This window comes from Spirosoma sp. KUDC1026, from assembly GCF_013375035.1.
Classification (GTDB): Bacteria; Bacteroidota; Bacteroidia; order Cytophagales; family Spirosomataceae; genus Spirosoma.
Genome location: NZ_CP056032.1, coordinates 481,974 through 506,584, shown reverse-complemented (window position 1 = coordinate 506,584; position 24,611 = coordinate 481,974). Strand labels below are relative to the sequence as shown.

At 48.0% G+C, this 24,611-nt stretch carries 20 protein-coding genes and 1 tRNA gene; 19 read left to right on the top strand and 2 right to left on the bottom strand.

Annotated elements, in window-relative coordinates; translation table 11 throughout:
- Nucleotides 1–111 precede the first annotated feature (111 nt).
- Nucleotides 112–591: a flavin reductase family protein gene (locus HU175_RS02130; RefSeq protein WP_176565018.1), complete on the top strand. Its 480-nt coding sequence runs from the start codon at nt 112–114 to the stop codon at nt 589–591.
- On the opposite strand, the gene HU175_RS02125 is transcribed toward HU175_RS02130, so the two are convergent.
- Entirely contained in the window at nt 581–2,113 is a 1,533-nt protein-coding gene (locus HU175_RS02125; RefSeq protein ID WP_176565017.1) for a GH3 auxin-responsive promoter family protein, read from the bottom strand. The two genes, HU175_RS02130 and HU175_RS02125, sit on opposite strands and share 11 nt — an antisense overlap.
- A 70-nt stretch (nt 2,114–2,183) precedes the next feature.
- Nucleotides 2,184–3,035: a glycerophosphodiester phosphodiesterase family protein gene (locus tag HU175_RS02120; RefSeq protein WP_176565016.1), complete on the bottom strand. Its 852-nt coding sequence runs from the start codon at nt 3,033–3,035 to the stop codon at nt 2,184–2,186.
- Nucleotides 3,036–3,250: 215 nt separating this feature from the next.
- Between HU175_RS02120 and HU175_RS02115 the strand changes: the two genes are divergently transcribed.
- The 18 genes from HU175_RS02115 (at nt 3,251) to HU175_RS02030 (ending at nt 24,606) form a co-directional block, all read left to right on the top strand.
- The gene (locus tag HU175_RS02115; RefSeq protein ID WP_176565015.1) at nt 3,251–5,692 is read left to right on the top strand and encodes a penicillin acylase family protein; all 2,442 of its coding nucleotides are present in this window, start codon (nt 3,251–3,253) and stop codon (nt 5,690–5,692) included.
- A 12-nt stretch (nt 5,693–5,704) separates the two neighbouring features.
- The gene (locus HU175_RS02110) at nt 5,705–6,061 is read left to right on the top strand and encodes a hypothetical protein (protein ID WP_176565014.1); all 357 of its coding nucleotides are present in this window, start codon (nt 5,705–5,707) and stop codon (nt 6,059–6,061) included.
- A 60-nt stretch (nt 6,062–6,121) separates the two neighbouring features.
- Entirely contained in the window at nt 6,122–6,724 is a 603-nt protein-coding gene (locus HU175_RS02105) for an OmpH family outer membrane protein (RefSeq protein ID WP_176565013.1), read from the top strand.
- A gap of 171 nt (nt 6,725–6,895) precedes the next feature.
- A complete protein-coding gene (gene smpB, locus HU175_RS02100; protein ID WP_176565012.1) occupies nt 6,896–7,357 on the top strand; it encodes an SsrA-binding protein SmpB in 462 nt (153 codons plus the stop codon).
- 72 nt (nt 7,358–7,429) lie between these two features.
- Nucleotides 7,430–7,945, top strand: coding sequence for an HNH endonuclease (locus HU175_RS02095; protein ID WP_176565011.1), 516 nt, complete (start codon nt 7,430–7,432; stop codon nt 7,943–7,945).
- A 226-nt stretch (nt 7,946–8,171) separates the two neighbouring features.
- On the top strand, nt 8,172–9,959 hold the full coding sequence (gene rpsA / locus HU175_RS02090) for a 30S ribosomal protein S1 (RefSeq protein ID WP_176565010.1): 1,788 nt from the start codon (nt 8,172–8,174) through the stop codon (nt 9,957–9,959).
- Nucleotides 9,960–10,130: 171 nt separating this feature from the next.
- Nucleotides 10,131–10,201: transfer RNA gene (locus HU175_RS02085), tRNA-Cys, on the top strand.
- 287 nt (nt 10,202–10,488) lie between these two features.
- On the top strand, nt 10,489–11,820 hold the full coding sequence (locus HU175_RS02080; protein ID WP_410528575.1) for a c-type cytochrome: 1,332 nt from the start codon (nt 10,489–10,491) through the stop codon (nt 11,818–11,820).
- Nucleotides 11,821–11,856: 36 nt separating this feature from the next.
- Nucleotides 11,857–14,946: a TAT-variant-translocated molybdopterin oxidoreductase gene (locus tag HU175_RS02075; protein ID WP_176565009.1), complete on the top strand. Its 3,090-nt coding sequence runs from the start codon at nt 11,857–11,859 to the stop codon at nt 14,944–14,946.
- An 88-nt stretch (nt 14,947–15,034) separates the two neighbouring features.
- Nucleotides 15,035–16,465 (top strand): NrfD/PsrC family molybdoenzyme membrane anchor subunit, encoded by a 1,431-nt coding sequence (nrfD, locus tag HU175_RS02070; protein WP_176565008.1) that lies wholly within the window; start codon nt 15,035–15,037, stop codon nt 16,463–16,465.
- A 62-nt stretch (nt 16,466–16,527) separates the two neighbouring features.
- Nucleotides 16,528–17,055: a DUF3341 domain-containing protein gene (locus HU175_RS02065; RefSeq protein ID WP_176565007.1), complete on the top strand. Its 528-nt coding sequence runs from the start codon at nt 16,528–16,530 to the stop codon at nt 17,053–17,055.
- 14 nt (nt 17,056–17,069) lie between these two features.
- The gene (locus HU175_RS02060; RefSeq protein ID WP_176565006.1) at nt 17,070–17,675 is read left to right on the top strand and encodes a c-type cytochrome; all 606 of its coding nucleotides are present in this window, start codon (nt 17,070–17,072) and stop codon (nt 17,673–17,675) included.
- A gap of 66 nt (nt 17,676–17,741) precedes the next feature.
- Nucleotides 17,742–19,076, top strand: coding sequence for a quinol:cytochrome C oxidoreductase (locus HU175_RS02055; RefSeq protein WP_176565005.1), 1,335 nt, complete (start codon nt 17,742–17,744; stop codon nt 19,074–19,076).
- Between the two features lie 20 nt (nt 19,077–19,096).
- Entirely contained in the window at nt 19,097–20,227 is a 1,131-nt protein-coding gene (locus tag HU175_RS02050; RefSeq protein WP_176565004.1) for a cytochrome c oxidase subunit II, read from the top strand.
- 28 nt (nt 20,228–20,255) lie between these two features.
- Nucleotides 20,256–22,139, top strand: coding sequence for a cbb3-type cytochrome c oxidase subunit I (locus tag HU175_RS02045; protein WP_176565003.1), 1,884 nt, complete (start codon nt 20,256–20,258; stop codon nt 22,137–22,139).
- A complete protein-coding gene (locus HU175_RS02040; protein ID WP_176565002.1) occupies nt 22,114–23,130 on the top strand; it encodes a COX15/CtaA family protein in 1,017 nt (338 codons plus the stop codon). The genes HU175_RS02045 and HU175_RS02040 overlap by 26 nt, the downstream gene beginning before the upstream one ends.
- A 1-nt stretch (nt 23,131) precedes the next feature.
- Nucleotides 23,132–24,010, top strand: a complete 879-nt coding sequence (cyoE, locus tag HU175_RS02035) for a heme o synthase (RefSeq protein WP_176565001.1) — start codon at nt 23,132–23,134, stop codon at nt 24,008–24,010.
- Between the two features lie 2 nt (nt 24,011–24,012).
- Complete coding sequence (locus tag HU175_RS02030) at nt 24,013–24,606, top strand: heme-copper oxidase subunit III (protein ID WP_176569094.1); 594 nt, start codon at nt 24,013–24,015, stop codon at nt 24,604–24,606.
- Nucleotides 24,607–24,611 lie beyond the last annotated feature (5 nt).

The window sequence follows — 24,611 nt, the reverse complement described above, 5'->3', positions numbered from 1 at the left end:
AGACAGGACCTAATCCGGATAATTGGCGTACGTAGGTAAAACACCGACAGCCGGACCTTCGTTCGACACAAAAGTAAGCATTGTGGCCGGGGAACAGAAAGGACAGGGGAAATGGCGAAACGACTTTTAAAATATAAGAATTACGATGTTCATAGCATCACGACCGCTGCGGGGAACCCAGCTCGCTACAACGCCAATATTGTAACCTGGCTGATGCAGACCGATATGGGCGGCAAAGTACTGTCTGTTGCTCTTTACAAGACGGATTATACGATTGAGTTGGTTCGCGAGAGTGGTCTACTGAACGTCAACCTGCTGGCTAGTGATCAGACAAAACTGATCCGTAAACTGGGGCAACAGTCTGGCCGGGACAAGGACAAATTCAAAAACTTACCGCACAAGCTCGACGATCGTGGCTGTCCTTACCTGACCGAAGCCATTGGTTACGCGCAGTGTCGGGTGCTCCACTCCGTTGACGCGGGTGACCACGAACTATTTGTCTGCGAGGTATTAAAGCAGGTTGTATCAAATTCCGACAAGGACGTAATGACGCTCGCTTTATTACGCGAGAAAAAGTTAATCAGGGGTTAGCGCGCAGCAGTGAATTACCCAGAATATCATCCAGGTATTCCCGCGTGTTAGCCAGACGAGGTACTTTATGCTGACCACCCAGTTTGCCGCGCTGTTTCATCCAGGCGTAGAATGTTCCGCGGGGTACCGTATGGATAATTGGTTGCTTAAGTACCATATCACGGTAACGCTTGGCGTCGTAGTCCGAGTTGACCTGACGGAGTGTTTCGTCCAGAATTCTGTCGAATTTTTGCTGATCATACGGTTCCTGGGCAAACTCGATGACCCACTCGTGGCAGCCGTTGGCGCCGTTTGCCATATAAACTGGTCCAGCGGTATAGTCCGAAATGCGGGCACCAGTTTGTTCACAGGCGCGGGTAATGGCCTGCTCGGCGTTGTCGACGATCAGCTCCTCGCCAAAGGCGTTGATAAAATGCTTGGTTCGCCCGCTGACTTTGAGCCGGTGCGGATACAGCGACGTAAAGCGGACCGTATCGCCGATCTTATACCGCCATAGTCCACCGTTGGTCGAGACAACCAGGGCATAGTTTTTGTCCAGTTCTACCTCGTCAATGGTCAGTGCTTTCGGGAACGGCTGATCGGCTTCGTGGAGGGGGACAAACTCGTAGAAAATGCCGTAATCCAGCATCAGCAGCATTTCGCCGATGCGACTCAGGTCGTCCTGAATGGCGAAAAAGCCTTCTGATGCGTTGTAAACTTCCTGATAGAAAACACCTTTCGAGGGAAAAACCTGGTGTTGAAATAAGTTGCGGTACGGCTGGAAGTTGACGGCTCCGTGTACCATCAGTTCAAAGTTTGGCCAGACCTCCAGAATATTTGAGCAGCCTGTTTTAGCCAGAATCTTGTCGATCAATACCAGCCCCCAGGTGGGCGTCCCCAGCATGCTCGTTACGTTCTCATGCATGGTAACCTCTGCCATTCGATCGAGTTTCGCTTCCCATTCGTCCATGAGCGCGACGTCGATGGAGGGTGTCCGGATATATTGGGCCCAGCTAGGCAGGTTTTTCATTACGACAGCCGATACGTCTCCGGCCGCGCTGTTGACGCTGTAGGGGTTGGCATGAAGGCTGCCGCCGATTGACAAGCCTTTGCCTTCAAAAGTCCGGCTTTCGGGATTGTTGGCAATGTACATCGCCATCATGTCCTTACCACCCTTAAAATGGCTCTCGTCCAGCGACTCGGTTGTGACGGGGATAAACTTGCTACGGGCGTTGGTAGTGCCGGATGATTTGGAAAACCAGCGAACAGGCGAGGGCCAAAGCACTCGGTTCTCGCCTTTCATAACCCGCTCGATGTACGGAAATAGCTCTTCGTAACCCGAAACCGGCACCTGCTTCTGAAAATCCTGAACGGTTTTTATCGACTTGTAGCCGTACTGCCGCCCCCAGACAGTATGTTGTCCGGACCGGATGAGTTGCGAAAAAACCTGTTGCTGCACCGCGCCGGGATGAGTCATCATGCGCTCGATACGCGGCAAACGCCGTTTTAGGAGCCATTTCAGCGTGGTGTTGAGGAAAGTCATACTGGCAATTTATAGATAAACCGACATAGAACCGGATTTGGTGTAAAAACAGGTAAAGGTAAGGCTTGGTTTATAAATCCTTGGCCCGGTCTGGATAGTCCGTAATCAAACCATCCACACCCCAACGTTTCAAACGCTCCATATCACTACGTTGATTAACTGTCCAGGGAATAACCTGAATATGCTGCTCATGTAAATAGTCAAGCTGTTTTCTGGTCATTAACTTATGGTATGGACTGTAAATGTCAGGTTTGAAACCAAGCTCGTCCAGATTTTTCTCCGGTCCTCGTAAATTAGAAACCAGTGCCGACAGCCGAACGGTGGGGTACTTACCCGCGTCTATCTGTTTTTTCCATTGTTGCAGAATCGCAAAGTCAAAACTTTGAATCGTGATGCGTCCGGCCGGGAGCTGATCACGCAGTATGGCCTGGACCAGATCACAGAAAAGAGCGGGCTCTGGCTGGCTTTTGTTGTACTCAGACGGTTCACTCTTTAGCTCAATGTTGTACGAAACCGGTGGCCGGTTTCTCTCTTTTTGATAAGCTTCGGCAGCAGCAATCACCTCGGTGAGCAGTGGCTTATACGTGCTAAGTTTCTGTTGCTCCGGGAAAGCGCTATTGCCCCGTACACCTACGTCATAGCGTTTGATGTCGGTATAATCCATCTGAAAAAGAACCAGTTCTTTCTGGGATTTTTTGTCGACTGGATTCCCCGCCGGATCGGTGCTGAAATCGGCGTTCATATACGGGTCATGTGAGACAACTACCTGCCTATCCCGGCTGATGACGACGTCCATTTCCAGCGTGGTTACGTTCTCATCCAGAGCTCGTTTAAAGGCGGGAACGGTGTTTTCGGGCATTAGTCCCCGACAGCCCCGGTGGCCCTGTACGTCGAAGGAAGGAGCAGTAGGGAGTGTAGCCATAACCAGCGATAAACAACAAACAAGGAAACGGATGAACAGCATGACAGTTGAGTATGAGTATCCGAAGGTAAACAATCAATCCGCCAACGGCCAAATTACCGTTTTGTGAAGAAGCACCGTCGTGTACTATACTGCTTCGCGCGACTGCTTCACGCAAAAATTTTGTTTATGAGCGCGTAACGTGCAATTTGCAGCACCACGTTTCTGCCGTTCCTGTGAACTACGTAAAGGCTACTCTTTCGCTGGCAATCACCCTATTGCTGATCTGGGCTGCTAACCGCCCCTGGGGAGCAATCCCCGCTTTTGGCCCTTTGTTAAGTCCATTTACGGGCTTCTGGCGAAACGCAGAAACGATTTCCCGAGAGGATCAAACGATTACGCTGGGTGGCACGAAAGCGCCGGTTTCGATTGTGTTCGACGATCTGGCTATTCCACACGTCTTCGCCCAAAACGACTACGACCTGTATTTCGCGCAGGGCTACCTGACGGCCAGGGATCGGCTCTGGCAGATGGAATTTCAGACCCATGCGGCTGCGGGTCGAATTGCTGAACTGGTAGGCGAACAAGCCATTGAACTGGACCGCTTCAACCGGCGACTGGGGATGGTGTACGGTGCCGAACAGACCCTCAAAAAAATGCAGGCCGATCCGTCGTCCCGGCAAGTATTGAACGCCTATACTGCTGGGGTCAATGCCTGGATCAGCCACCTGAAACCGGCTCAGTACCCGATTGAGTACAAACTGCTGGGCTACGCGCCAGAACCGTGGACACCTCTCAAGTGCGCTCTCTTGCTGAAGCAACTCACCAGTACTCTGGCCAGTGGGGCCGATGATCTGTTGATGACAAATGTGTTCCGTCAGTACGGGGCAGGTACTACCGCCAATCTGTTTCCAGACTATCCAGCCCAGGAGTCACCTGTTATTCCTACTGGAACAAAACTGGATTTTACGCCGGTTCCGATCCCTAAAGTCCCGGCAGACAAAGGCTTTGGTGAGTCGATGGCATTGGCTGTGCCGCAGATAGGCATACACCGACCTCACCCGGAGATTGGGTCAAACAACTGGGCGGTTGATGCGCAGAAATCTGCCACGGGCCAGCCAATTCTGTCGAACGATCCCCATCTTGGCCTGAGCCTGCCGTCGATCTGGTACCAGATGCAGCTGGTGTCGCCAACGGTTAACGTGTATGGCGCTACGTTGCCCGGTGCCCCCCACGTTATTATTGGGTTTAATAAAAACGTAGCCTGGGGCGTCACGAACGTAGGAGCCGATGTCCTGGATTTTTACAGCATCAAATTCCAGGACAAATCGCGGAAGGCATACTGGCACGATAACCAGTGGAAATCCGTTCGGACCCGTATCGAAACAATCAAAGTAAAAGGCAGGCCGGTGATCACCGATACGGTCTATTATACCCATCACGGCCCTGTTGTGTACACCACTGGCATGGAATCGTTCCGGAAGAATATTCCGGTAGGATATGCCGCCCGCTGGATTGCGCATGAGCCATCAGACGAAACGGCCTGTTTTTATCGACTCAACCGGGCCCAAACGATGGCCGATTACCGTGAGGCCCTGTCACACTACGTAGCGCCCGCCCAGAATTTTATTTTTGCCAGCAATCAGAACGACATCGCTATTTCGCCGAACGGTCGTTTTCCGCTGAAATGGAAAGACCAGGGTAAATTTCTGCTCGACGGTACCGATCCCGCGAATGACTGGCAGGGCTTCGTACCCCCTAATCAGAATCCGTTCGTGAGCAATCCAGCCCGTGGCTTCGTTAGCTCAGCTAACCAGTCGTCTACCGATCCAAGCTACCCATATTACATCAACTGGGAGTTTGCTCCATCCGAACGTGGCCGGCGTATCAACCAGCGATTAGCCGAGATGGAGCAGGTAACTATCGACAGCATGCGCGCCCTGCAAAATGATAATTACAATCTCCGGGCTGCCGATGCCTTACCCGTCTTTCTGCCGCTGCTGAATGAAAAAAAGCTGACTCCTCCTCAGCATGCCGTCCTGGAAACAGTAAAAAATTGGCGATATAATAATGATGCGGGGGAGATTGGGCCGACGATTTTTCAGAACTGGGTAAACGTTTTTATGGATATGGTCTGGAAAGATGATTTTGAGGATAAAGGCCCTAAGCCTATGCGCTACCCCACTTTCGACCGAACGCTGGAATTGGTAAAAAAAACGCCAGCTGCGCCATGGTTCGACAATGTCAAAACACCAGCGAAAGAACAGCTCACCGACGTAATAACACAAAGTTTTAAAGCCGCCAGTGATACGCTGACTAAGAAAAAAGGGCCCATTGGTCCCGAATGGGCGTGGAGCATTTACAAAGGAACAGATATTCGACACCTGATTCCGGGATTAGATGCGTTCAGTGTACTAAACCTGGATATCGGTGGAGGGAGTGGCATTGTCAATGCTACGTCGGAACGATGGGGCCCCTCCTGGCGAATGATTGTTGCTGTCGGAAAGCAGCCTAGGGCCTATGGCGTTTACCCCGGCGGACAATCGGGCAATCCGGGTAGCCCTTATTACCAGAATATGATCGAAACCTGGCGTACCGGGCAACTGAATGAATTGCTGTATTTGCAATCGGCTCAGGATAAACATCCGCGCCTTATCCGAACAATAACGCTGAACTAATCCACCACACGTATGATCCAGGTTATTGCCATTGCCCTTCTGAGCTTACTGGCTCAATTATTTCTGCCCTGGTGGAGTCTGGCTGTTGTTGCCTTCGCCGTTTGTTTCGCCCGTAGTGGTGGAGCAGGCTGGGCGTTTTTGCAGGGATTAATGGGGGTGGCCCTTGTATGGCTGGGGTATGCTTTGTTTATCCACATCAATACCGATGGTATATTTACGGGTCGCATGGGGATGCTTCTTTTCAAAGCCGATGGGGCTGGGTTACCCCTGCTGGTTACTACGCTGCTTAGCGGGTTGATTGGTGGATTAGCCGGTATGTCGGGCTATCTGGTGCGACAAGCTTCAGGAAATCAGGCCTCAGCACATTAGTCATAAGGATTAAATCGGTTACCTTTGTCAAATAGATCATAACCAATTAATCTGTTTCCCGTGAAGAATGCCTCTTTAATTCTGAATGTAATCCTGACCATTGCCGTAGCAGTTCTGTATTATCTGCACTTCAAAGCCCATCCAACTTCAGAAGAGACCCCCATTGCCACACCCGCCGAAGCAAAAGGCCGTGCCCTTGTTTACGTTAACGTTGATTCGCTGCTGACTAAGTACGATTACTTCAAGGATACCCAGAAAGTATTGGAGAGCAAGCGTTTCCAACTGGAAAACGAGCTGGAAACCAAAGGACGTAACCTGCAGAACAAAGTAGCATTTTTCCAACAGCGGGCAGCTACCATGACTCAGGAGCAGGGCCGCGCTACTGAAGCGTCACTGCAGAAAGAACAGCAGGGAATCATGGCCTACCGCGAGCAGGCTGCCCAGAACCTGGCGCTGGAAGAACAGAACAAAAACAAGGAACTGTACGACCAGATCTACGACTATCTGAAGAAGATCAATGGGCAGAACAAGTACGAATTTGTACTGGGTTACACCAAAGGGGGCGGGATTTTGTTTGCTGATCCGGCTGCTGATCGGACAACCCCAATCCTGGACGGCCTGAACAAAGAATACAAAGCCAAACAGGCTGACAAGAAGAAGTAAGAAAATTTACTTTCGTTCTCTATTCCCCAAATAGCCTGATACGGGTTGTTTGGGGAATCGTTTTTAGGAACGATCCGGAAACACTAATTTTTTGCTGCCGGATAAACCTCTGTTGTTCTTCCGGCGTTTCTGCTCTTACCCGGCTACGTTTGTAGCCTTTGATGAATTATTATGGCTTCTGCTACTATTGTTAAACAGGTCGACATCCGAAATCGACGTGCTTCGTTCGAGTATTCATTTCTGGAAAAATACACGGCCGGTATTGTGCTGACGGGGACGGAAATTAAATCGGCGCGTCAGGGAAAAGTTAATTTACAAGATGCATACTGCCTGATCCTGAATGATGAGTTGTTCATTCGTCAAATGAACATATCACTCTATAACGAAGGTACTCACTATAACCACGAGCCCCTGCGGGATCGCAAACTCCTGCTGACAAAACGGGAAATCAAAAAGCTGAGCGAGAAATTAAAGGACCAGGGCCTGACCATTGTGCCTATCCGAATGTTTACAAACGAGCGGGGTTTCGCTAAGGTCGAGATTGCGCTGGCAAAAGGGAAAAAACTGTACGATAAACGTGATAGTATCAAGGAGCGCGACGTCAAGCGAGACATGCAGCGGGAGCGTTACTAAATTTTCCACAATTCTTGCGGGTATGTGGATAACTCTGTAACTTGCTACCTTACAGAGGCATTCAAACGCTATATGGGCAGGAAAGTATTAGTCTTAAATCAAGATTACAGTGCACTCAGCATCTGCTCCGTTCCAAAAGCATTTTTGCTGGTTTATTTAGACAAAGCAGAACTCGTGGCCGAATCAGAACAGTTCATGCTTCGAACCGTATCGGCCGAATTTCCGATGCCTTCCGTTATTCGTCTCCACCGCTACGTAAGTTTGCCCTACAAAGGTGTTATGCTTACCCGGCAGAATATTTTCAAACGAGACGGACACCGCTGTCAATATTGCGGCACAACCGATGAGCTGACGCTCGATCACGTAATGCCCAAGTCCCGTGGTGGTAAAACCAGCTGGGATAACCTTTCTACCGCTTGCAAACGGTGCAATTCTCGCAAAGGTGACTATACCCCGGAAGAGGCCAACATGAACCTCCGGCAAAAACCATTCAAACCAACATTCCTCGTTTTCCTTCGGGAGTTTTCGGGGTCGCTGGAGCAAAGCTGGATGCCCTTCCTGAGTAAGAAATCAAAAGCGTTCCAGTAGCAATCACACAAAAGCAGCCGGGTGCGGACAAAAGAGCTATGGCTTCTTTTATCCGCACCCGGCTGCTTTTTCCTCTAACTCAAAGAGTTTTGGGTTATAGAAACTTTTTTAACAGCGCATTTGCTATCTTTGCAGTCCTTTTGCGAACGCAAAAAAAAATCAACCAAAAGTCAGTCCGCCATTGACCCACGGGCTGATGTACTGAGGGGGTCAGGAAACCATTTTTATGAGCAAAACGCAGCAGCGCGAACTACCGGCATTTGATTGGGACCGGGCAGACAACAAAGGTTTTGGGAGCGGCTATTCGGACACCGAGCGTGACCGGATGCTGGAAATGTACGACAATACCCTGTCGGAAGTAAAAGAGAAAGAAGTGGTAATGGGAACCGTGGTGGGCATTACAGACCGTGAGGTGCTGCTCAACATTGGCTTCAAATCGGACGGGCTTGTGCCAGCTTCAGAATTCCGCGACATGCCGGAACTGAAAATGGGCGACGAAGTGGAGGTTTACGTAGAAAATCAGGAAGACCCCAATGGTCAGCTGGTGCTGTCGCGTAAGAAAGCGAAAGTAATCACGGCTTGGCAGAAAATTCAGAAAGCGCTGGACGAAGACCTCGTTATCGACGGCTTCGTAAAACGCCGGACGAAAGGTGGTCTGATCGTTGATATTTTTGGCATCGAAGCGTTCTTGCCAGGTTCGCAGATTGACGTTAAGCCAATCCGTGACTTCGACGTATTCGTTGGTAAGAAAATGGAAGTTAAGGTCGTTAAGATCAACTACGCGAACGATAACGTAGTCGTTTCGCACAAAGTCCTGATCGAAAAAGACCTCGAAGCACAACGCGCTCAGATCCTGAACAACCTCGAAAAAGGTCAGGTACTGGAAGGCGTTATCAAAAACATGACCAACTTCGGTGTATTCATCGATCTTGGTGGTGTTGATGGCCTGCTGCACATCACGGATATCTCGTGGGGTCGTATCAGCCACCCATCTGAGGTTCTGCACCTCGACCAGAAAGTTAACGTGGTTGTTCTTGACTTCGACGAAGACAAGAAACGTATCTCGCTGGGTATGAAACAACTGCAGGCGCACCCATGGGATGCACTGCCAGAAGACGTACAGGTTGGTTCGAAAGTAAAAGGCAAAATCGTTAACGTTGCTGATTACGGCGCCTTCCTGGAAATCATGCCAGGCGTTGAAGGTCTGATCCACGTATCAGAAATGTCGTGGTCGCAGCACCTGCGTAACCCACAGGAATTCCTGAAAGTTGGTGACGAAGTTGAAGCAGTCGTGCTGACACTGGATCGCAACGAGCGGAAAATGTCGCTGGGTATCAAACAACTGACTGAAGATCCATGGACTCGTCCAGAACTGCGTTCGAAATACGCCGTTGGCACGAAGCACACGGGCGTTGTTCGTAACCTGACGAACTTCGGCCTGTTCCTGGAACTGGAAGAAGGTATTGATGGTCTGGTACACGTATCGGATCTGTCTTGGACCAAGAAAATCAAACACCCATCGGATTTCATCAAAGTTGGCGAAAACCTGGAGGTAGTTGTTCTGGAACTGGACATCGAAAACCGTCGTCTGGCCCTGGGCCACAAGCAACTCGAAGAGAACCCATGGGATACGTTTGAGTCTGTCTTTGCCGTTGGTACGATTCACCGTTGTACCATCATCAGCAAAAACGACAAAATGGCTACCCTTGAATTGCCTTACGGTATCGAAGGTTTCTCGTCGCTGAAAAACCTGTCGAAAGAAGATGGTACGTTCGCTGAAGTTGGTGAAACGCTGGACTTCAAAGTGACGGAGTTCTCGAAAGAAGAAAAACGCATTATGCTGTCGCACACGAAAACGTGGCAGGAGAAGAATGAGCCCGTTAAAGAGCCGAAACAGCCAAAAGCTGCGCCTGCTAAAACGACCTCGACTTCGAACCAGTCAGATCGTGGTGCAACCCTAGGTGATCTGGACGCACTGGCTGCCCTGAAAGAACAGATGGAAGGCCGTAACTAATTCAGTTACGTAGGTTGATTATAACTCCCCCAGCGTCGCAGGATGCTGGGGGAGTTTTGTTTTCAGATCCTGTGAAGGCCAAAGAAAAATTAACTCATCCCAATGGGTTCTTAATAAGAAAAGCGTATGTTTGCACTCCCGAATGCATGAGCTGTCATGTAAACGGTATCCGGTTCCGTGGCCGAGTGGCTAGGCAGAGGTCTGCAAAACCTCGTACAGCGGTTCGAATCCGCTCGGAACCTCATCAAATCAGAACAATTTGTTTCTGTAATAAAGTGCTCCCGAATTGAAGCCAACAATGAGCTGATTCAGGAGCACTTTTTTTTTCTCACCTGCTATTTCTTGATCAATTTCCAGCAGTCAAGGCGATTTTGTTCAGTGCTTAATTAGAAACGATATAAATAAAAAATCAGAGATCAAATATCTGAATAGCACCTTTTGCCTATACAGCATTCGTGTGCTACTTTTGTGGACCAATGAAAAGTCAGTTGTGGTCATGTTGAACAACTCAATAAATATAGTTCATAAAATGAGTCGCTTATCCAAGCTTTACGGAGTTGTTGCTTTATGGTTAGCCATAGGATTTAGTGCTGGTCAACTTCATGCACAGGATCCAGCATCGTCGACTGATGGGAGCAATAGTGGCGGGGGTGGCGGCCCAGCTGCAGCTACACCCGCAGGTGGCGGAGGAGGTGGTGATGCCGAAAAAGGAAAAACGCTGTTTAATAATAACTGTGCTCAGTGTCACGCTGTAACTGAGGAAACCGTTGTTGGCCCTGGTCTGAAAGGTATTCAACAACGTGCCCCTGGAAAAGAATGGCTGTACAAATGGATCAAAAACTCATCGGCAGTTATTGCCAGTGGTGATGCCTACGCCAACCAGGTTTTCAATAAGTTCGGTCAAATTCAGATGACGAGCTTCCCCAGCTTATCTAATGAAGATATTGACGGAATCTTGGCTTACGTTGAACAGGCTAGCGCTCCACCAACAGCAACGGTAGGAGGTGCCGGCCAGGCCCAGGAAACAGGTGGTGGTGGTTCTGCTGCTCAGAATGGAGGCAATGCAGCTTCTGGCCCATCTGAACTATTCACTGTGGTTCTAGTCGCTCTGTTAGTCGTAATGGTGCTGGTACTGGCTGTTCTGCTAGCTATCGTAACGATCCTGTCTAAAGCAGTAGCTCCTACGGCCGAAGGTGAAGCTGTTCCTGCTACGTCGCTGAACCAGCGCATCCGCATGGGCATGTCGAACGCTTTTCACAACTCGACGCTCCGTTCGATTGTGATCTGGTTGTTCCTGTTAGTCGCTGTGAAAGAAACACTGGATGGCGCTTATAGCATCGGTATTCAACAGGGATATGCACCTAAGCAGCCAATTGCCTACTCGCACAAACTACACGCGGGTCAGTACAAAATCGATTGTAACTACTGCCATACTGGTGTTAACAAAGGGAAAAGCGCCACTATTCCTGCCGCTAATATCTGTATGAACTGCCATGGCGTAATCAAAAAAGAGTCACCAGAAATTCAAAAGATTTACGCAGCTATTGAGCAGAACCGTCCTATTGAATGGATTCGCGTTCATAACCTGCCTGACCTGGCTTACTTCAACCACGCTCAACACGTGAACGTAGGTAATGTACAGTGTCAGACCTGCCACGGCGAAATCGAAAAAATGGAAGTTGTTGAGCAGCGGTCGTCCTTAACGATGGGCTGGTGTATTGACTGCCACCGGAAGACGGAGGTGAATGCAAAAGATAATGCTTATTATGATAAGCTGGTTGCATTGCACCAGAAGCAAAGCAAAGAACCGCTTAAAGTGGCCAACATTGGTGGTTTGGAATGTTCTAAGTGTCACTACTAACATCGACCCAACCAACACTTACCGCAATAAATACGCATGGAAAATACAACCAAACGGTATTGGAAAGGTGTCGAAGAGTTACGTAACGACGCTACTTTCGTAAAAAATGCCAATAGTGAGTTTGCTGATCCGGAAACGTCTTCGGATTTGGATGGTGGTTTGCTTGGTGGTGGTAATACACAACGTCGCGACTTCCTGAAAGTGATGGGTTTTGGTATGGCTGCTGTGTCCCTTGCTGCCTGCGAAACGCCCGTCCACAAAGCGATTCCATATATTAAAAAACCTGAACTTTCATTCGCATCTATTTCCGACTACTACGCTTCCAGCTATTCTTACGGTGGAGATTATGCGAGTATTCTGGTAGAAACCCGCGAAGGCCGGCCCATCAAAATTGAGGGTAACCCACAGTCGAGTGTAAGCAAAGGTGGAACAAGTGCTCGGATTCAGGCTTCGGTTCTGTCGCTGTACGACAACGACAAGCTGAAAGGTCCAAAACGGGGCGAAACGGACGTCGATTGGGCAACTATCGACCGTGAAATTGTTAGTCAGTTAAGTTCGGTGGCGGCACAGGGTGGCGCTATTCGGCTTATTACCTCAACAGTATTGAGTCCGGCTACCAAAGCCGTTGTTGCCGCATTCAAAACGAGGTATCCATCGACGAGCCACATCATGTATGATGCAAACTCGGCCGCTGGTATCGTTCAGGCGAACCAATTATCGTTCGGGAAAGCGGTTATCCCTTCGTACAATCTGAGCCGAGTGCAGACCATTGTCGGTATCTGCTCTGACTTCCTAGGCTCGGGCATCGCTTCGAACGAAAACGCAATTGATTACGCAGCCACACGTCGGGTAAGCAAAACGAAAACCGACATGTCACGTCACTACCAGTTTGAAACTGGTTTGTCACTGACGGGGGCTAACGCAGATTACAGAACAGCGATCAAACCTTCACAGGAAGGTCTGGTTGTAGCCGCTCTGTACAATAAAGTAGCGGCTAAGTTGGGCGGTACGTCTGTGAGCGCGCCAAGCATTACGGTCGATAATCTGGACAAAGCAGCTAGTGACCTGGCTCGTTCGCGGGGCCGCGCCGTGGTGATGGCAGGTTCTAACGATCCTAACGTTCAGGTGCTGGTCAACGCGCTGAACTCTCTGTTGGGTGCTTACGATTCAATTATCAATCTGAATGCTCCTGTCAACTACGCGCAGGGTAGCGACGTTCAGATGAACGCATTCATCGACGAGGCAAAAGCTGGCCGTGTGGGCGCTGTGTTCTTCTTTGAGTCAAACCCAGTTTATGATCACCCACGGGGAGCTGAGTTGGCCGAAGCACTGCCAAAAGCTAAACTTTCTGTTTCGTTTGCTGATCGCGCTGACGAAACGGCTTCTCTGGCAAAATACATCGCCCCTGCTCCTCATTACTTGGAGTGCTGGAATGATGCTGAACCAAAACAAGGATTCTATAGCCTGGCGCAGCCTGCTATCACGAATATCTTCAAAACCCGTCAGTTCCAGTCTAGCCTACTGAAATGGGCTGGACAGCCAAGTGACTTCCAGACATTCCTGAAGAATTTCTGGCGTTCAAACTACTATCCAAAAGCTTCTGGCTTTGGTTCGTTCGATGAGTTCTGGGTTAAATCGCTGCACGATGGCGTATTTGAGCCAACTGCTGCACCAGCCGCTGGTGATGCTACGTATGCCGGAAACACGGCTGCTGCCGCTTCGGCTATCGCACAACGTTACAAGCCGTCGACCGGCATGGAACTGTCTCTGTATGAAAAACCAGTAATGGGAACTGGCTTTATGGCCAACAACCCATGGCTGCAGGAAATGCCGGATCCCGTGTCGAAAGCGTGTTGGGACAACTACGCAGCCATTTCGCAGAAGACGGCTCACGATATGGATTTGTCACAAAACGATTTGGTTACAATCACGGTTGGTAACAAATCGGTTGAACTGCCTGTCCTGATCCAACCAGGTCAGGCTGACAACACTGTATCAGTAGCTATCGGCTATGGCCGCGAAAAAGCTGGCAAAGCGGCTAACGGCGTTGGTAAAAACATGTACCCATTTGCTTCATTTGTAAATGGGTATCTGAATCTGTCGTCAGTTAGTGCGAAAGTCGAGAAAGCTAGTGGCAGCCGCGAAATTGCGCAGACCCAAACGCACGAAACGGTAATGGGCCGTCGGGCAGTACTGCAGGAAGCTAAACTGGCTGATTACAAAAAGAACCCGAAAGCGGGTCGTTACGAACCCATTGTTCATACTTCGGAAGGCGAAAAACAAGCCGACGAGATTTCGCTCTGGAATGGATACGGTAAGCCAAACCATTCATGGGGTATGGTTATTGATCTGAACTCCTGCTTCGGCTGTGGTTCCTGCGTCATTGCCTGCCAAGCCGAGAACAACATTGCCGTTGTTGGACGTCAAGAAGTGCTGAATCGTCGGGAAATGCACTGGCTGCGTATTGACCGCTATTACAGCAGCGATGCGGATGCTGAAGATGTACGCGGTCTGGAAGTAGCATCAGCTAACCCAGAGGTTACGTTCCAACCAATGCTGTGTCAGCACTGCAGCAATGCACCCTGCGAAACGGTTTGTCCAGTATTGGCAACGACTCATAGCACAGAAGGTCTCAATCAGATGACCTACAACCGGTGCGTCGGAACCCGTTACTGCGCGAACAACTGCCCTTACAAAGTGCGTCGTTTCAACTGGTTTAAATACCCAGATAACGAGAATTTCGATTACAACTTCAATAATGATCTGGGCAAAATGCAGATCAATCCAGACGTAACCGTTCGGTCGCGTGGGGTTATTGAGAAATGCTCATTCTGCGTACAACGCATTCAGGAAGGCAAACTAACCGCGAAAAAAGAACGTCGCCGGTTAATGCCTGATGAAGTGCAGACTGCCTGCTCGCAGGGCTGCCCAACGAACGCTATTGTATTCGGTGACATGAATAATCCTGAAAGCACAATTTCTAAAATGCTTCAGGAAGAGATCGAAGGCCGTGCGTTCCACGTCCTGGAAGAAATTAACGTGAGACCACAAATCTCGTACCTGACAAAAATCCGCAACAAGGACGAAATGCCTAAGCAGGAGACCCGTCAGGAGTCGCATGCGTAACCTCAATAAAATGTGACAACGCGTTACGCTCTGTAATCGTAATCGCTTTGATCGTGTAACGTGAATCGAATAAAACTAAAGTAAGAATATGTCGCATGTAACATCAGCTGTAAGAACTCCCCTTGTCACCGGCGGTAAGACCTATGCCGACGTGACGGAGGATATTAGTAAGCAGGTGGAAGGAAGCCCTACTCGTGAGTGGACGATTGCTTTCTCCATTGCTGTTGTTGTGCTTATTTACGGTACTGCCTGTGTCTTCTGGACCTGGTGGGAAGGATTGGGCGTTTGGGGACTCAACAAGTCGATCGGCTGGGCCTGGGACATTACCAACTTCGTATGGTGGGTAGGTATCGGTCACGCCGGAACACTAATCTCCGCTATTCTTCTCCTGTTCCGTCAGAAATGGCGGACGGCTGTAAACCGGGCGGCTGAAGCTATGACGATTTTCGCCGTTATGTGCGCAGCAACCTTTATTCTGATGCACATGGGCCGCCCCTGGTTGGCCTACTGGGCGCTACCATTACCGAATACGTTCGGTTCATTGTGGGTGAACTTCAAGTCGCCACTGGTATGGGACGTATTTGCTATTAGCACGTACTTCACCGTTTCGCTGGTTTTCTGGTACATGGGTCTGCTACCTGATCTGGCTACGATTCGTGACCGCGCCCGGAGTAAAGTATCTCGTTACATCTACGGCGCTTTCTCGCTGGGCTGGAACGGTTCGGCTAAAACTTGGGCTCGCTATGAGTATATCAGTTTGATCCTGGCTGGTCTGTCGACCCCACTCGTACTTTCAGTACACACGATTGTGAGTATGGACTTTGCTACGTCGGTTATTCCCGGCTGGCACACCACGATTTTCCCTCCTTACTTCGTTGCTGGTGCTATCTTCTCTGGCTTTGCCATGGTGCAAAACCTGATGCTGATCATCCGGGTGGTATTCCGTCTAGAAGATTACATCACCCTCGAGCACATCGAGTCGATGAACAAAGTCATTACGCTGACAGGTTCGATCGTAGGGGTTGCCTATCTGACAGAGTTCTTCATTGCCTGGTATTCGGGTAATGAGTTCGAATCATACACTTTCATCAACCGGGCTACTGGTCCTTACTGGTGGGCGTACTGGGCAATGATGACCTGTAACGTAATTTCGCCACAGCTGTTCTGGTCGCGCGCAATCCGCCGGAGCATTGTATGGACGTTCGTGCTGTCTGTTGTGGTAAACATTGGTATGTGGTTCGAACGTTTCGTAATTATCGTATCGTCGTTGCACCGTGATTACCTGCCATCAAGCTGGGCGATGTTCCACCCAACCCTGTTTGATATCAGTGACTACATTTTCTCATTCGGTCTGTTCTTCACGCTGTTCCTGGCTTTCTCAAAGTTCCTCCCAGTTGTGAACATGGCTGAAGTCAAAACGGTCATCAAGTCTTCGTCCGAGAAATTACCAGCTTCTGTATCGGGTGTGGCTAAAGGGGAACGCGTTACGAACCCAACATTTAACAAAGACGCAGAATAACTAATAAGCCTGGAGTTGAAGGGCTCCGGGCTTACATTTTAAAAACTGAATAAGCACTGAACATGTCAGACGTAAACGGTAAATTCTTAGTCGGTATCTACGATGATGACGACGTAGTGCTCGAAGCCGTTAAAAAAGTTAAGAAGGCGGGCGTTCGTATCCAGGAAGTGTATTCGCCTTTCCCAATTCACGGATTAGACGTAGCCCTTGGGCACCCCCGCTCCCGGCTGGGTATCGCTGCCTTCCTTTTCGGACTGACAGGAACGACGACAGCGCTGTTATTAACCGCTTACACGGAAAGTTTCGACTGGCCAATGATCGTAGGGGGGAAAGATTCGTACTCACCAGTGATTTATGTTCCCGTTATTTTTGAGCTGACAGTTTTGTTCAGCGCCCTGGGAATGGTTGGTACGTTTCTGATTTCAAATGGACTTGGACCCACAACAAAGCCATTGATGTACGATCTGCGGACGACTGACAACAAATTTGCTATGGCTATTGACCTGAGTAAGAATAATCTTCCTGAGGCAGACATTGAGCAGATTCTAAAAACTTCAGGAGCTGCTGAAGTAAACATTAAGCAGTTCTAATTTTTCCAAAGGGCATGAGCACGAACTATAAAGGTATAGCAACGCTGGCCATTGTGGGGCTAATGTTTACGGGAGTTGCCTGTAAGCGGAGCCACGACAGTACCGGTCTTGAGTTTGCACCGCAGATGTACGACGCTGTTGGTTACGAACCATACCGTCAGGTTAAAGAGAATTCCATTAATCCGGAAGGGCTGAATATGCGTCTGCCCGCTCCCGGTACGGTAGCCCGGCCAAACTATATGACGAAGTTTGGCTCAGGTGATAGCGCTAAAACGGACTTAATGCTGTATAATATCCCAAAAGACAGCATTGAGATTGCTGAACGTGTGTTAACAAACCCGATTCCAGAAAACGAAAAGAACCTGGCTGATGGTAAAGTTTTGTACACGCGCTATTGCTCACACTGCCATGGTGAAACCGGTAAAGGTGATGGCACGGTAGGCAAAGAGTATAAAGGGGTTCCCAGCTACTCGGCAGATGCGTATAAAACGATGAATGATGGGCATATTTTCCACGTGATAACAAATGGTAAAGGACGTATGTGGCCTCACGGCTCGCAGATCACGCCCGACGACCGGTGGAAGATTGTGCAATACGTACATAAATTACAGCAAGGATAATTAGTATCGCAAAATCCCGCTTTAACGAGATTATCGAGTTAAAAACTGGGAACAATAAACCAGAGAATGGCATCGGCTCACGCATTACCGTCACTAGACGAACAATTTGAATTTACTGACCAGTCCAAGCGTCGGCTTCTTATCGGAATAGGCGCTGGTGTTGCTTTGGTTGCACTTGGCGCTTTTTTGTTGGCGTCGGGAGCCGGTGGGCATGAGGCACATGATGCAGCCACTCACGCTGCTCAAGGTGCAGATGCCCATGCCGCTCATGGTGCGGAAGCCCATGGTGGTCACCACGAGTATAAATGGACAACCCGGATCTGGGCTAACCTGTGGCTTAATGCTGTCTACTTCATTGGCGCTTCGGTTATTGGGATGTTCTTCATCTCCTACAACTATCTGGCACAGGCGGGCTGGTCTTCAGCGTTCAAACGCGTGCCTGAGGCAATGCCTGCATACGTTCCATACATGGGACTTGTTCTGCTAGCTGTATTCTTTCTGGCAGGTCAGGATCTGTTTCACTGGAAGAATCCTGCCCTATATGATCCAACGAGTCCGGAGTATGATCATATCATTGCTGGTAAAGCGGGTTTCCTTAATACACCATTCTATTTGATCCGTCTGGTAGTATATATTGGTTCCTGGTACTGGCTGTGGACAAAAATCCGTGATTTCTCGCTCAAGGAAGACTTAGAGGGCGGTACTGAATATTATGAAAAGAGTATCAAATATGGTGTTGCCTTCCTGGTAGTGTTTGCGGTTACTTCGTCGACATCGGCCTGGGATTTCGTAATGTCGATTGATACCCACTGGTTCAGTACTATGTTTGGCTGGTATACACTGGCTAGCTGGCACGTAACGGGTCTAGCAATCATTACGCTAACCGTTGTAAGCTTGAAAGAGCGCGGTTATCTGAAACTAGTGAATGAAAGCCATTTGCACGATTTGGGCAAGTTTATGTTTGCTTTCAGTATCTTCTGGACGTACGTTTGGTTTGCTCAGTTTATGCTGATTTATTATGCTAACTTGGCGGAAGAAACGATCTATTATCGTGAGCGTTTCAGTGGTTATGGAGGCTTTTATAAAGCACCATTTTTCATTAGCCTGTTCCTAAACTTTGTCTTTCCATTTCTTGTTCTAATGACAAGGGATGCAAAGCGGACTTATATCTTTTTGAAGCTGGCTGCTTGGGGAATCATCATCGGACATTACTTCGATTTTTACACCAACATTATGCCTGGAACAGTGGGCGGTCATGGTGGATTTGGTCCTGTTGAGTTCGGTATGATATTGATTTTTGCATGTGGTTTCATGTGGTCACTTTCGTCACAGTTGACTAAGGCTAACTTGATTCCGAAGAATCACCCAATGCTGGAAGAAACCTTACATCACGACATCTAATTCTATAATTTGCTTACAGCATGGTTTATATAATCGCTATCTTATCGGTAATCTTTCTGGGGCTGGCTATTATGGTCGTGTCCCGAATGGCTGCGGTAGTTAAGAGTGCAAGTGGATCCGTTGAAGAAGGCCAGATTGGCATGAGCAATAAAATCAATGGAGCTTTGTTCTTGGTATTCCTGGTACTTGGAATAATCGGCGCAATCTGGTCTTACCTGCATTCGGTTCAGTATTTCTTACCAGAAGCTTCTACGGAACACGGTCGTCGTACGGATTTCCTATTCTGGTTGACGATGGGAATTATTACAGCTGCCTTCGTGATTACGAACACGTTGCTATTTACTTTTGCATGGAAGTATCAATACAAGAAGGGCCACCGAGCTGCTTACTATCCGGAAAACCATAAATTGGAGTTAATCTGGACGGTTATTCCAGCTGTTGTGATGGCTGTACTTGTATTCTCAGGATGGCGTGCATGGCGTGACATCATGTCTGAAGCGCCAGCTGATGCTCAGGTTGTTGAGATCGTTGGTAAACAGTTTAACTGGATCGTTCGGTATCCAGGCGTGGACGACAATAAGCTGGGAGCTTACAATTATAAGCTGATTAACAGCAGCAACGAAACGGGAATTGACTATACAGATGAAGCTTCGTTTGATGATTTTACGTCACCATCTGAGCTGCACATTCCTGTTAATAAGCCAGTTCTCTTAAAGATTCGGGCTCGTGACGTGCTGCATAGTGTTTTCATTCCTCACTTACGGGTAAAAATGGATGCTGTTCCTGGTATGCCAACACGTTTCTGGTTTGTTGCTGATAAAACCACGGATGAAATGCGTAACGTTACAGGCAACCCTGATTTTAAGTACGAAATTGCCTGTACTGAAGTGTGTGGACGTGGTCACTTCTCAATGAAGATTAATCTGGTTGTTGAAGATGAAGCTTCTTGGCAAGCTTGGTGCAAGGAACAAAAGCCTTTGTTGAATACAACGCCTGAACTGGCCGATCGCATTCCAACGTCTCTAAAAGCAAAAGCAGCTAAATACTTGCCTACAGAAGGTACGCAAGAGGCAGCAGCCCCTGCTGATAGCACAACAGCACGCGTTCAGCCAAGTGGTGGAGCTTCACTGGTGACAGCAACTATTCGATAATTCTTAAAACTACTATCAACCAAATACTATGGCGACTGTAACAGGTAATTCGGCGACCGTGGCTCATCACATTGAGCACGACCACCATGAGCCGCAAAGTTTTTGGCGCACATACATTTTCTCTGAAGACCATAAGATGATTGCGAAACAGTACCTGATTACGGGTATCTTGTGGGCAATTATTGGTATCAGTTTATCTGTGATGTTCCGCCTTCAGCTGGGCTTTCCAGATATGAAGCTGGGATTCCTACGGCCAATCTTAGGTAACTGGATTGACAATAATGATAAGTTAGACCCAGATTTTTATTTGGCGCTAGTCACAATGCATGGTACCATTATGGTATTTTTTGTATTGACAGCTGGTCTAAGTGGTACGTTCTCTAACTTCCTGATTCCACTACAGGTGGGAGCCCGTGATATGGCATCTGGGTTCTTGAACATGTTGTCCTACTGGTTCTTCTTTATGGCTGGTGTGCTTATGTTTGGTTCGTTGTTCATTGAAACAGGACCTGCTGCTGGCGGCTGGGTAGTTTATCCGCCATTAAGCGCACTACCACAGGCACACAAAGGTTCAGAGTTGGGTATGACTTTATGGCTGGCTAGCATGGCCCTGTTTATTGTGTCGCAGTTGTTAGGTGGTATTAACTATATCACGACTGTTATCAATTTGCGTACACGGGGGATGTCATTTAGCAAACTGCCTCTAACCATATGGGCTTTCTTTTTAACGGCTATCTTAGGACTTATCTCGTTTCCTGTTCTTCTATCGGCGGCTCTGTTGCTGATTTTTGACCGGAGCTTTGGCACTAGCTTTTACCTGTCTGAAATCTATGTCAAAGGTGAGGCTCTGCCAAACGTTGGTGGTTCGCCGATTCTATTTCAGCATTTGTTCTGGTTCTTGGGTCACCCAGAAGTATACATTGTACTGCTACCAGCCTTGGGTCTAACATCGGAGATTATCGCTACAAACTCTCGTAAGCCAATCTTCGGTTACCGTGCTATGATCGCGTCTATGATTGGTATCGCCTTCTTAGCGTTCATCGTATGGGCTCACCACATGTTCGTGACTGGTATGAATCCGTTCCTCGGGTCGGTGTTCATGTTCTTAACGCTGATCATCGCAGTACCGTCGGCAGTAAAAGCGTTTAACTACATTACTACGTTATGGCGCGGTAATATCCGGTTCACGCCCGCGATGCTGTTCTCAATCGGTCTGGTATCGTTCTTTATCTCAGGTGGCCTGACTGGTATCATCCTAGGTAATGCTGCGCTTGATATTCAATTGCACGATACTTACTTCGTGGTAGCTCACTTCCACTTGGTAATGGGAGCTGCTTCGGCCTTTGGTTTGCTAGCGGGTGTTTATCACTGGTTCCCGAAAATGTTTGGGCGGATGATGAATGAGAAGCTGGGTTATGTTCACTTCTGGTTGACATTTATCGGTATCTATCTGGTATTCTTCCCAATGCACTATGTTGGTATCGCTGGATTCCCTCGTCGGTACTACGCATTCACCAGCTATGATTTTACGAAGAATATCTTCGCTGATATGAATTCTTTCATCAGCTTGGCAGCTATCTTCACCTTCGGCGCTCAGTTTATTTTCCTTGTGAACTTCTTCTATAGTATTTTCAAAGGAAGACGGGCTACGCAAAATCCGTGGAGAGCAAATACGTTGGAATGGACTGCGCCCGTTGAACCTGGTCATGGTAATTGGCCCGGCGAAATTCCAGCTGTGTATCGTTGGCCATACGATTACAGCAAGCCAGGTGCTGTTGAAGATTTTATACCTCAAAACGTGCCTTATTCGCAAACACCTGAATCAAATCTACCTCACGAGATGGAAATGATCGGGCTTGAAAAGGAAATTGAGGCTCAAAATTTGAATGACCAATTCAAGCAACCTCACTAATTCTAAAAAACGGCGATTCCGGACTCTGGCGTTTCTGACAGTAATACTTATATATCTGCTCGTTCTGGCGGGGGGTATTGTCAGAGGAACAGGGTCCGGAATGGGCTGTCCAGACTGGCCGAAGTGTTTCGGTTTATGGATACCCCCAACGCATATCTCACAACTGCCAGCAAATTACCAGGAGATTTACGGCGCTAAGCTGAAGGGCGAGGTTGAATTCAATGCCACAAAAACATGGATTGAGTACGTCAATCGCTTGATTGGAGCCTTAACTGGCTTTGTCGTCTTTGTAACCCTGATAGCATCGCTAATTTATCTGAAAACAGATAAATCAATTGTATTAGGAAGCTTTGCTGCTTTCTTCTTGGTAGGCCTGAATGGATGGTTAGGAGCCAAAGTTGTGTCAACAGAACTTGCCCAATATTTGATTACTATTCATTTTCTACTGGCAATTTTTGTTGTTTTTGCGCTCCTATATGTATTTGTTCGCGCTGACGCTAACACAAATACAGAACTATCCAAAAACCAGTATGATACGCTGAGCCGATTGCTCGTTATTACACTGCTGGTTTCAATCATCCAGATCGTATTGGGGACGCAAGTACGAACGGCCTTGGATCAGGTTGTCAAACAACTTGGATACAATCAGCGAATGAGTTGGGTCGATAATCTGGACTGGCGTTTCTACGTCCATCGCTCTTTTTCAATACTAGTTCTTGCTTTGCACATTGCTGTAATTTATCAGATACGCAAAGTGAGTAAAGGTAATGCCATTCATAAACTGGGGGTTGCCATGATGGCAATTGTCATAGCTGAAATAACATCAGGGATTATAATGGCCTATGGTGGAGTTCCAGCTGCTATGCAGCCAATCCATTTATTACTGGCTGTTGTTATGATCGGTTTACAATACACCGCCTGGCTACGGATCATCCCACAGAGCAAGCAAATAGAAAGTCAGCCGGAAACTATTTCTTTCCAACGTTTATAGTATGCAGCGAGTATTTGTGGTAAGTGAAGTTGGGATAAAAGCTAAAGCATATATTGAATTAATTAAGCTCAAGCTTACGCTAGCTGTTGTATTTTCGGGCGTATTTGGATATTGTCTGGCAGTATCTGAAGTCAATTGGATAAAGATAGTACTCTTTACAATTGCTTCTTTAGCAATCACAGGAGCGGCTAATACTGTCAATCAGATCTTTGAGCGCGAGTCGGATAAGCTGATGAAACGTACCGCGGTTCGTCCGCTGCCAACGGGTCGGCTGACAACAAAAGAAGCAGCGACATTCGCCTTTTTACTATTCAGCATTGCAGTATACATTTTTGCCGAAGCTTTCAACGTACGCGCTGCAGCTATAGCTGTATTATCGTTCCTGCTGTATGGATTTGTTTATACACCTCTGAAGTCAAAAGGACAGATTGCGGTGTATATCGGCGCGTTACCGGGGGCTTTCCCACCGATGATTGGCTGGGTTGCAGCCACAAACCATTACGGTTGGGAGCCTGGAATCCTGTTCGCTATTCAGTTTCTGTGGCAATTTCCGCACTTCTGGGCGATTGGCTGGCTGGCTTTCGATGATTATCAGAGAGCAGGTATGCAGATGATGCCGGGTAAGGCAAAAAATCGTAAGACCGCTTTTCGAATGATGGTCTACACGATATTTCTGATTCCGCTTTGCTGGCTGCCGTTTCTATTAGGAATTACAGGCGTATTATCAGCAGTTGTTGCCACGATTGGTGGAATCTTGTTTTTAGCTCAAACGTTTCATCTAATGAAGACCTGTACGGACAAAGCAGCTTTGCAAATGATGTTTGGATCATTGCTATATCTGCCCGTCGTTCAGATTGCATACCTATTAGATAAAATTTGATGATGTCAAACCAAATCGCTGATCCAGTTTCTTTTGTTGAAGAGCCAGAAGAAACCCTATCAATGAATCCCCGCAAATTCATTTTGTGGTTGTTTATTGTCAGTATTATTATGCTTTTCGCTGCTATGACAAGTGCCTATCTGGTACGTCGAGCAGAAGGTAACTGGCTGGAGTATGATATTCCACCGGTTTTTACTTATAGTTCGGTCGTTTTGGTGATTAGCAGCCTGACGATGCACTGGGCATATTTAGCGGCAAAAAAAGATAACTTTGGCAGTTTGAAGATAGCGATATCTGTTACTTTTGCACTTGGGATAGCATTTCTCTACATGCAGTTCCAGGGATGGGTAGAACTGGTAAATCAAAAGGTTTTCTTTGTCGGTAATCCCGCAGGTTCGTTCATGTATATATTTACGGGCTTGCATGGGTTCCACCTCATTTCCGGGCTTATTGTTCTGATTTTTGCACTGGTAGCAGTTTTTAAGATCCGGATTCACGCTAAAAGCATGAACCAGATTGAAATAGCAGCTACTTACTGGCATTTTTTAGACATTTTGTGGTTGTATTTGTTTTTCTTTTTAGTCTACTTTCATTGATAATT

Bases quoted from the DNA above. Each gene is read 5' to 3' on its own strand.
- HU175_RS02130 (WP_176565018.1), top strand. From the start codon at position 112: ATGGCGAAACGACTTTTAAAATATAAGAATTACGATGTTCATAGCATC.
- HU175_RS02125 (WP_176565017.1), bottom strand. From the start codon at position 2,113: ATGACTTTCCTCAACACCACGCTGAAATGGCTCCTAAAACGGCGTTTG.
- HU175_RS02120 (WP_176565016.1), bottom strand. From the start codon at position 3,035: ATGGCTACACTCCCTACTGCTCCTTCCTTCGACGTACAGGGCCACCGG.
- HU175_RS02110 (WP_176565014.1), top strand. From the start codon at position 5,705: ATGATCCAGGTTATTGCCATTGCCCTTCTGAGCTTACTGGCTCAATTA.
- smpB (WP_176565012.1), top strand. From the start codon at position 6,896: ATGGCTTCTGCTACTATTGTTAAACAGGTCGACATCCGAAATCGACGT.
- HU175_RS02095 (WP_176565011.1), top strand. From the start codon at position 7,430: ATGGGCAGGAAAGTATTAGTCTTAAATCAAGATTACAGTGCACTCAGC.
- rpsA (WP_176565010.1), top strand. From the start codon at position 8,172: ATGAGCAAAACGCAGCAGCGCGAACTACCGGCATTTGATTGGGACCGG.
- HU175_RS02080 (WP_410528575.1), top strand. From the start codon at position 10,489: ATGAGTCGCTTATCCAAGCTTTACGGAGTTGTTGCTTTATGGTTAGCC.
- HU175_RS02075 (WP_176565009.1), top strand. From the start codon at position 11,857: ATGGAAAATACAACCAAACGGTATTGGAAAGGTGTCGAAGAGTTACGT.
- nrfD (WP_176565008.1), top strand. From the start codon at position 15,035: ATGTCGCATGTAACATCAGCTGTAAGAACTCCCCTTGTCACCGGCGGT.
- HU175_RS02065 (WP_176565007.1), top strand. From the start codon at position 16,528: ATGTCAGACGTAAACGGTAAATTCTTAGTCGGTATCTACGATGATGAC.
- HU175_RS02060 (WP_176565006.1), top strand. From the start codon at position 17,070: ATGAGCACGAACTATAAAGGTATAGCAACGCTGGCCATTGTGGGGCTA.
- HU175_RS02055 (WP_176565005.1), top strand. From the start codon at position 17,742: ATGGCATCGGCTCACGCATTACCGTCACTAGACGAACAATTTGAATTT.
- HU175_RS02050 (WP_176565004.1), top strand. From the start codon at position 19,097: ATGGTTTATATAATCGCTATCTTATCGGTAATCTTTCTGGGGCTGGCT.
- HU175_RS02045 (WP_176565003.1), top strand. From the start codon at position 20,256: ATGGCGACTGTAACAGGTAATTCGGCGACCGTGGCTCATCACATTGAG.
- HU175_RS02040 (WP_176565002.1), top strand. From the start codon at position 22,114: ATGACCAATTCAAGCAACCTCACTAATTCTAAAAAACGGCGATTCCGG.
- cyoE (WP_176565001.1), top strand. From the start codon at position 23,132: ATGCAGCGAGTATTTGTGGTAAGTGAAGTTGGGATAAAAGCTAAAGCA.
- HU175_RS02030 (WP_176569094.1), top strand. From the start codon at position 24,013: ATGTCAAACCAAATCGCTGATCCAGTTTCTTTTGTTGAAGAGCCAGAA.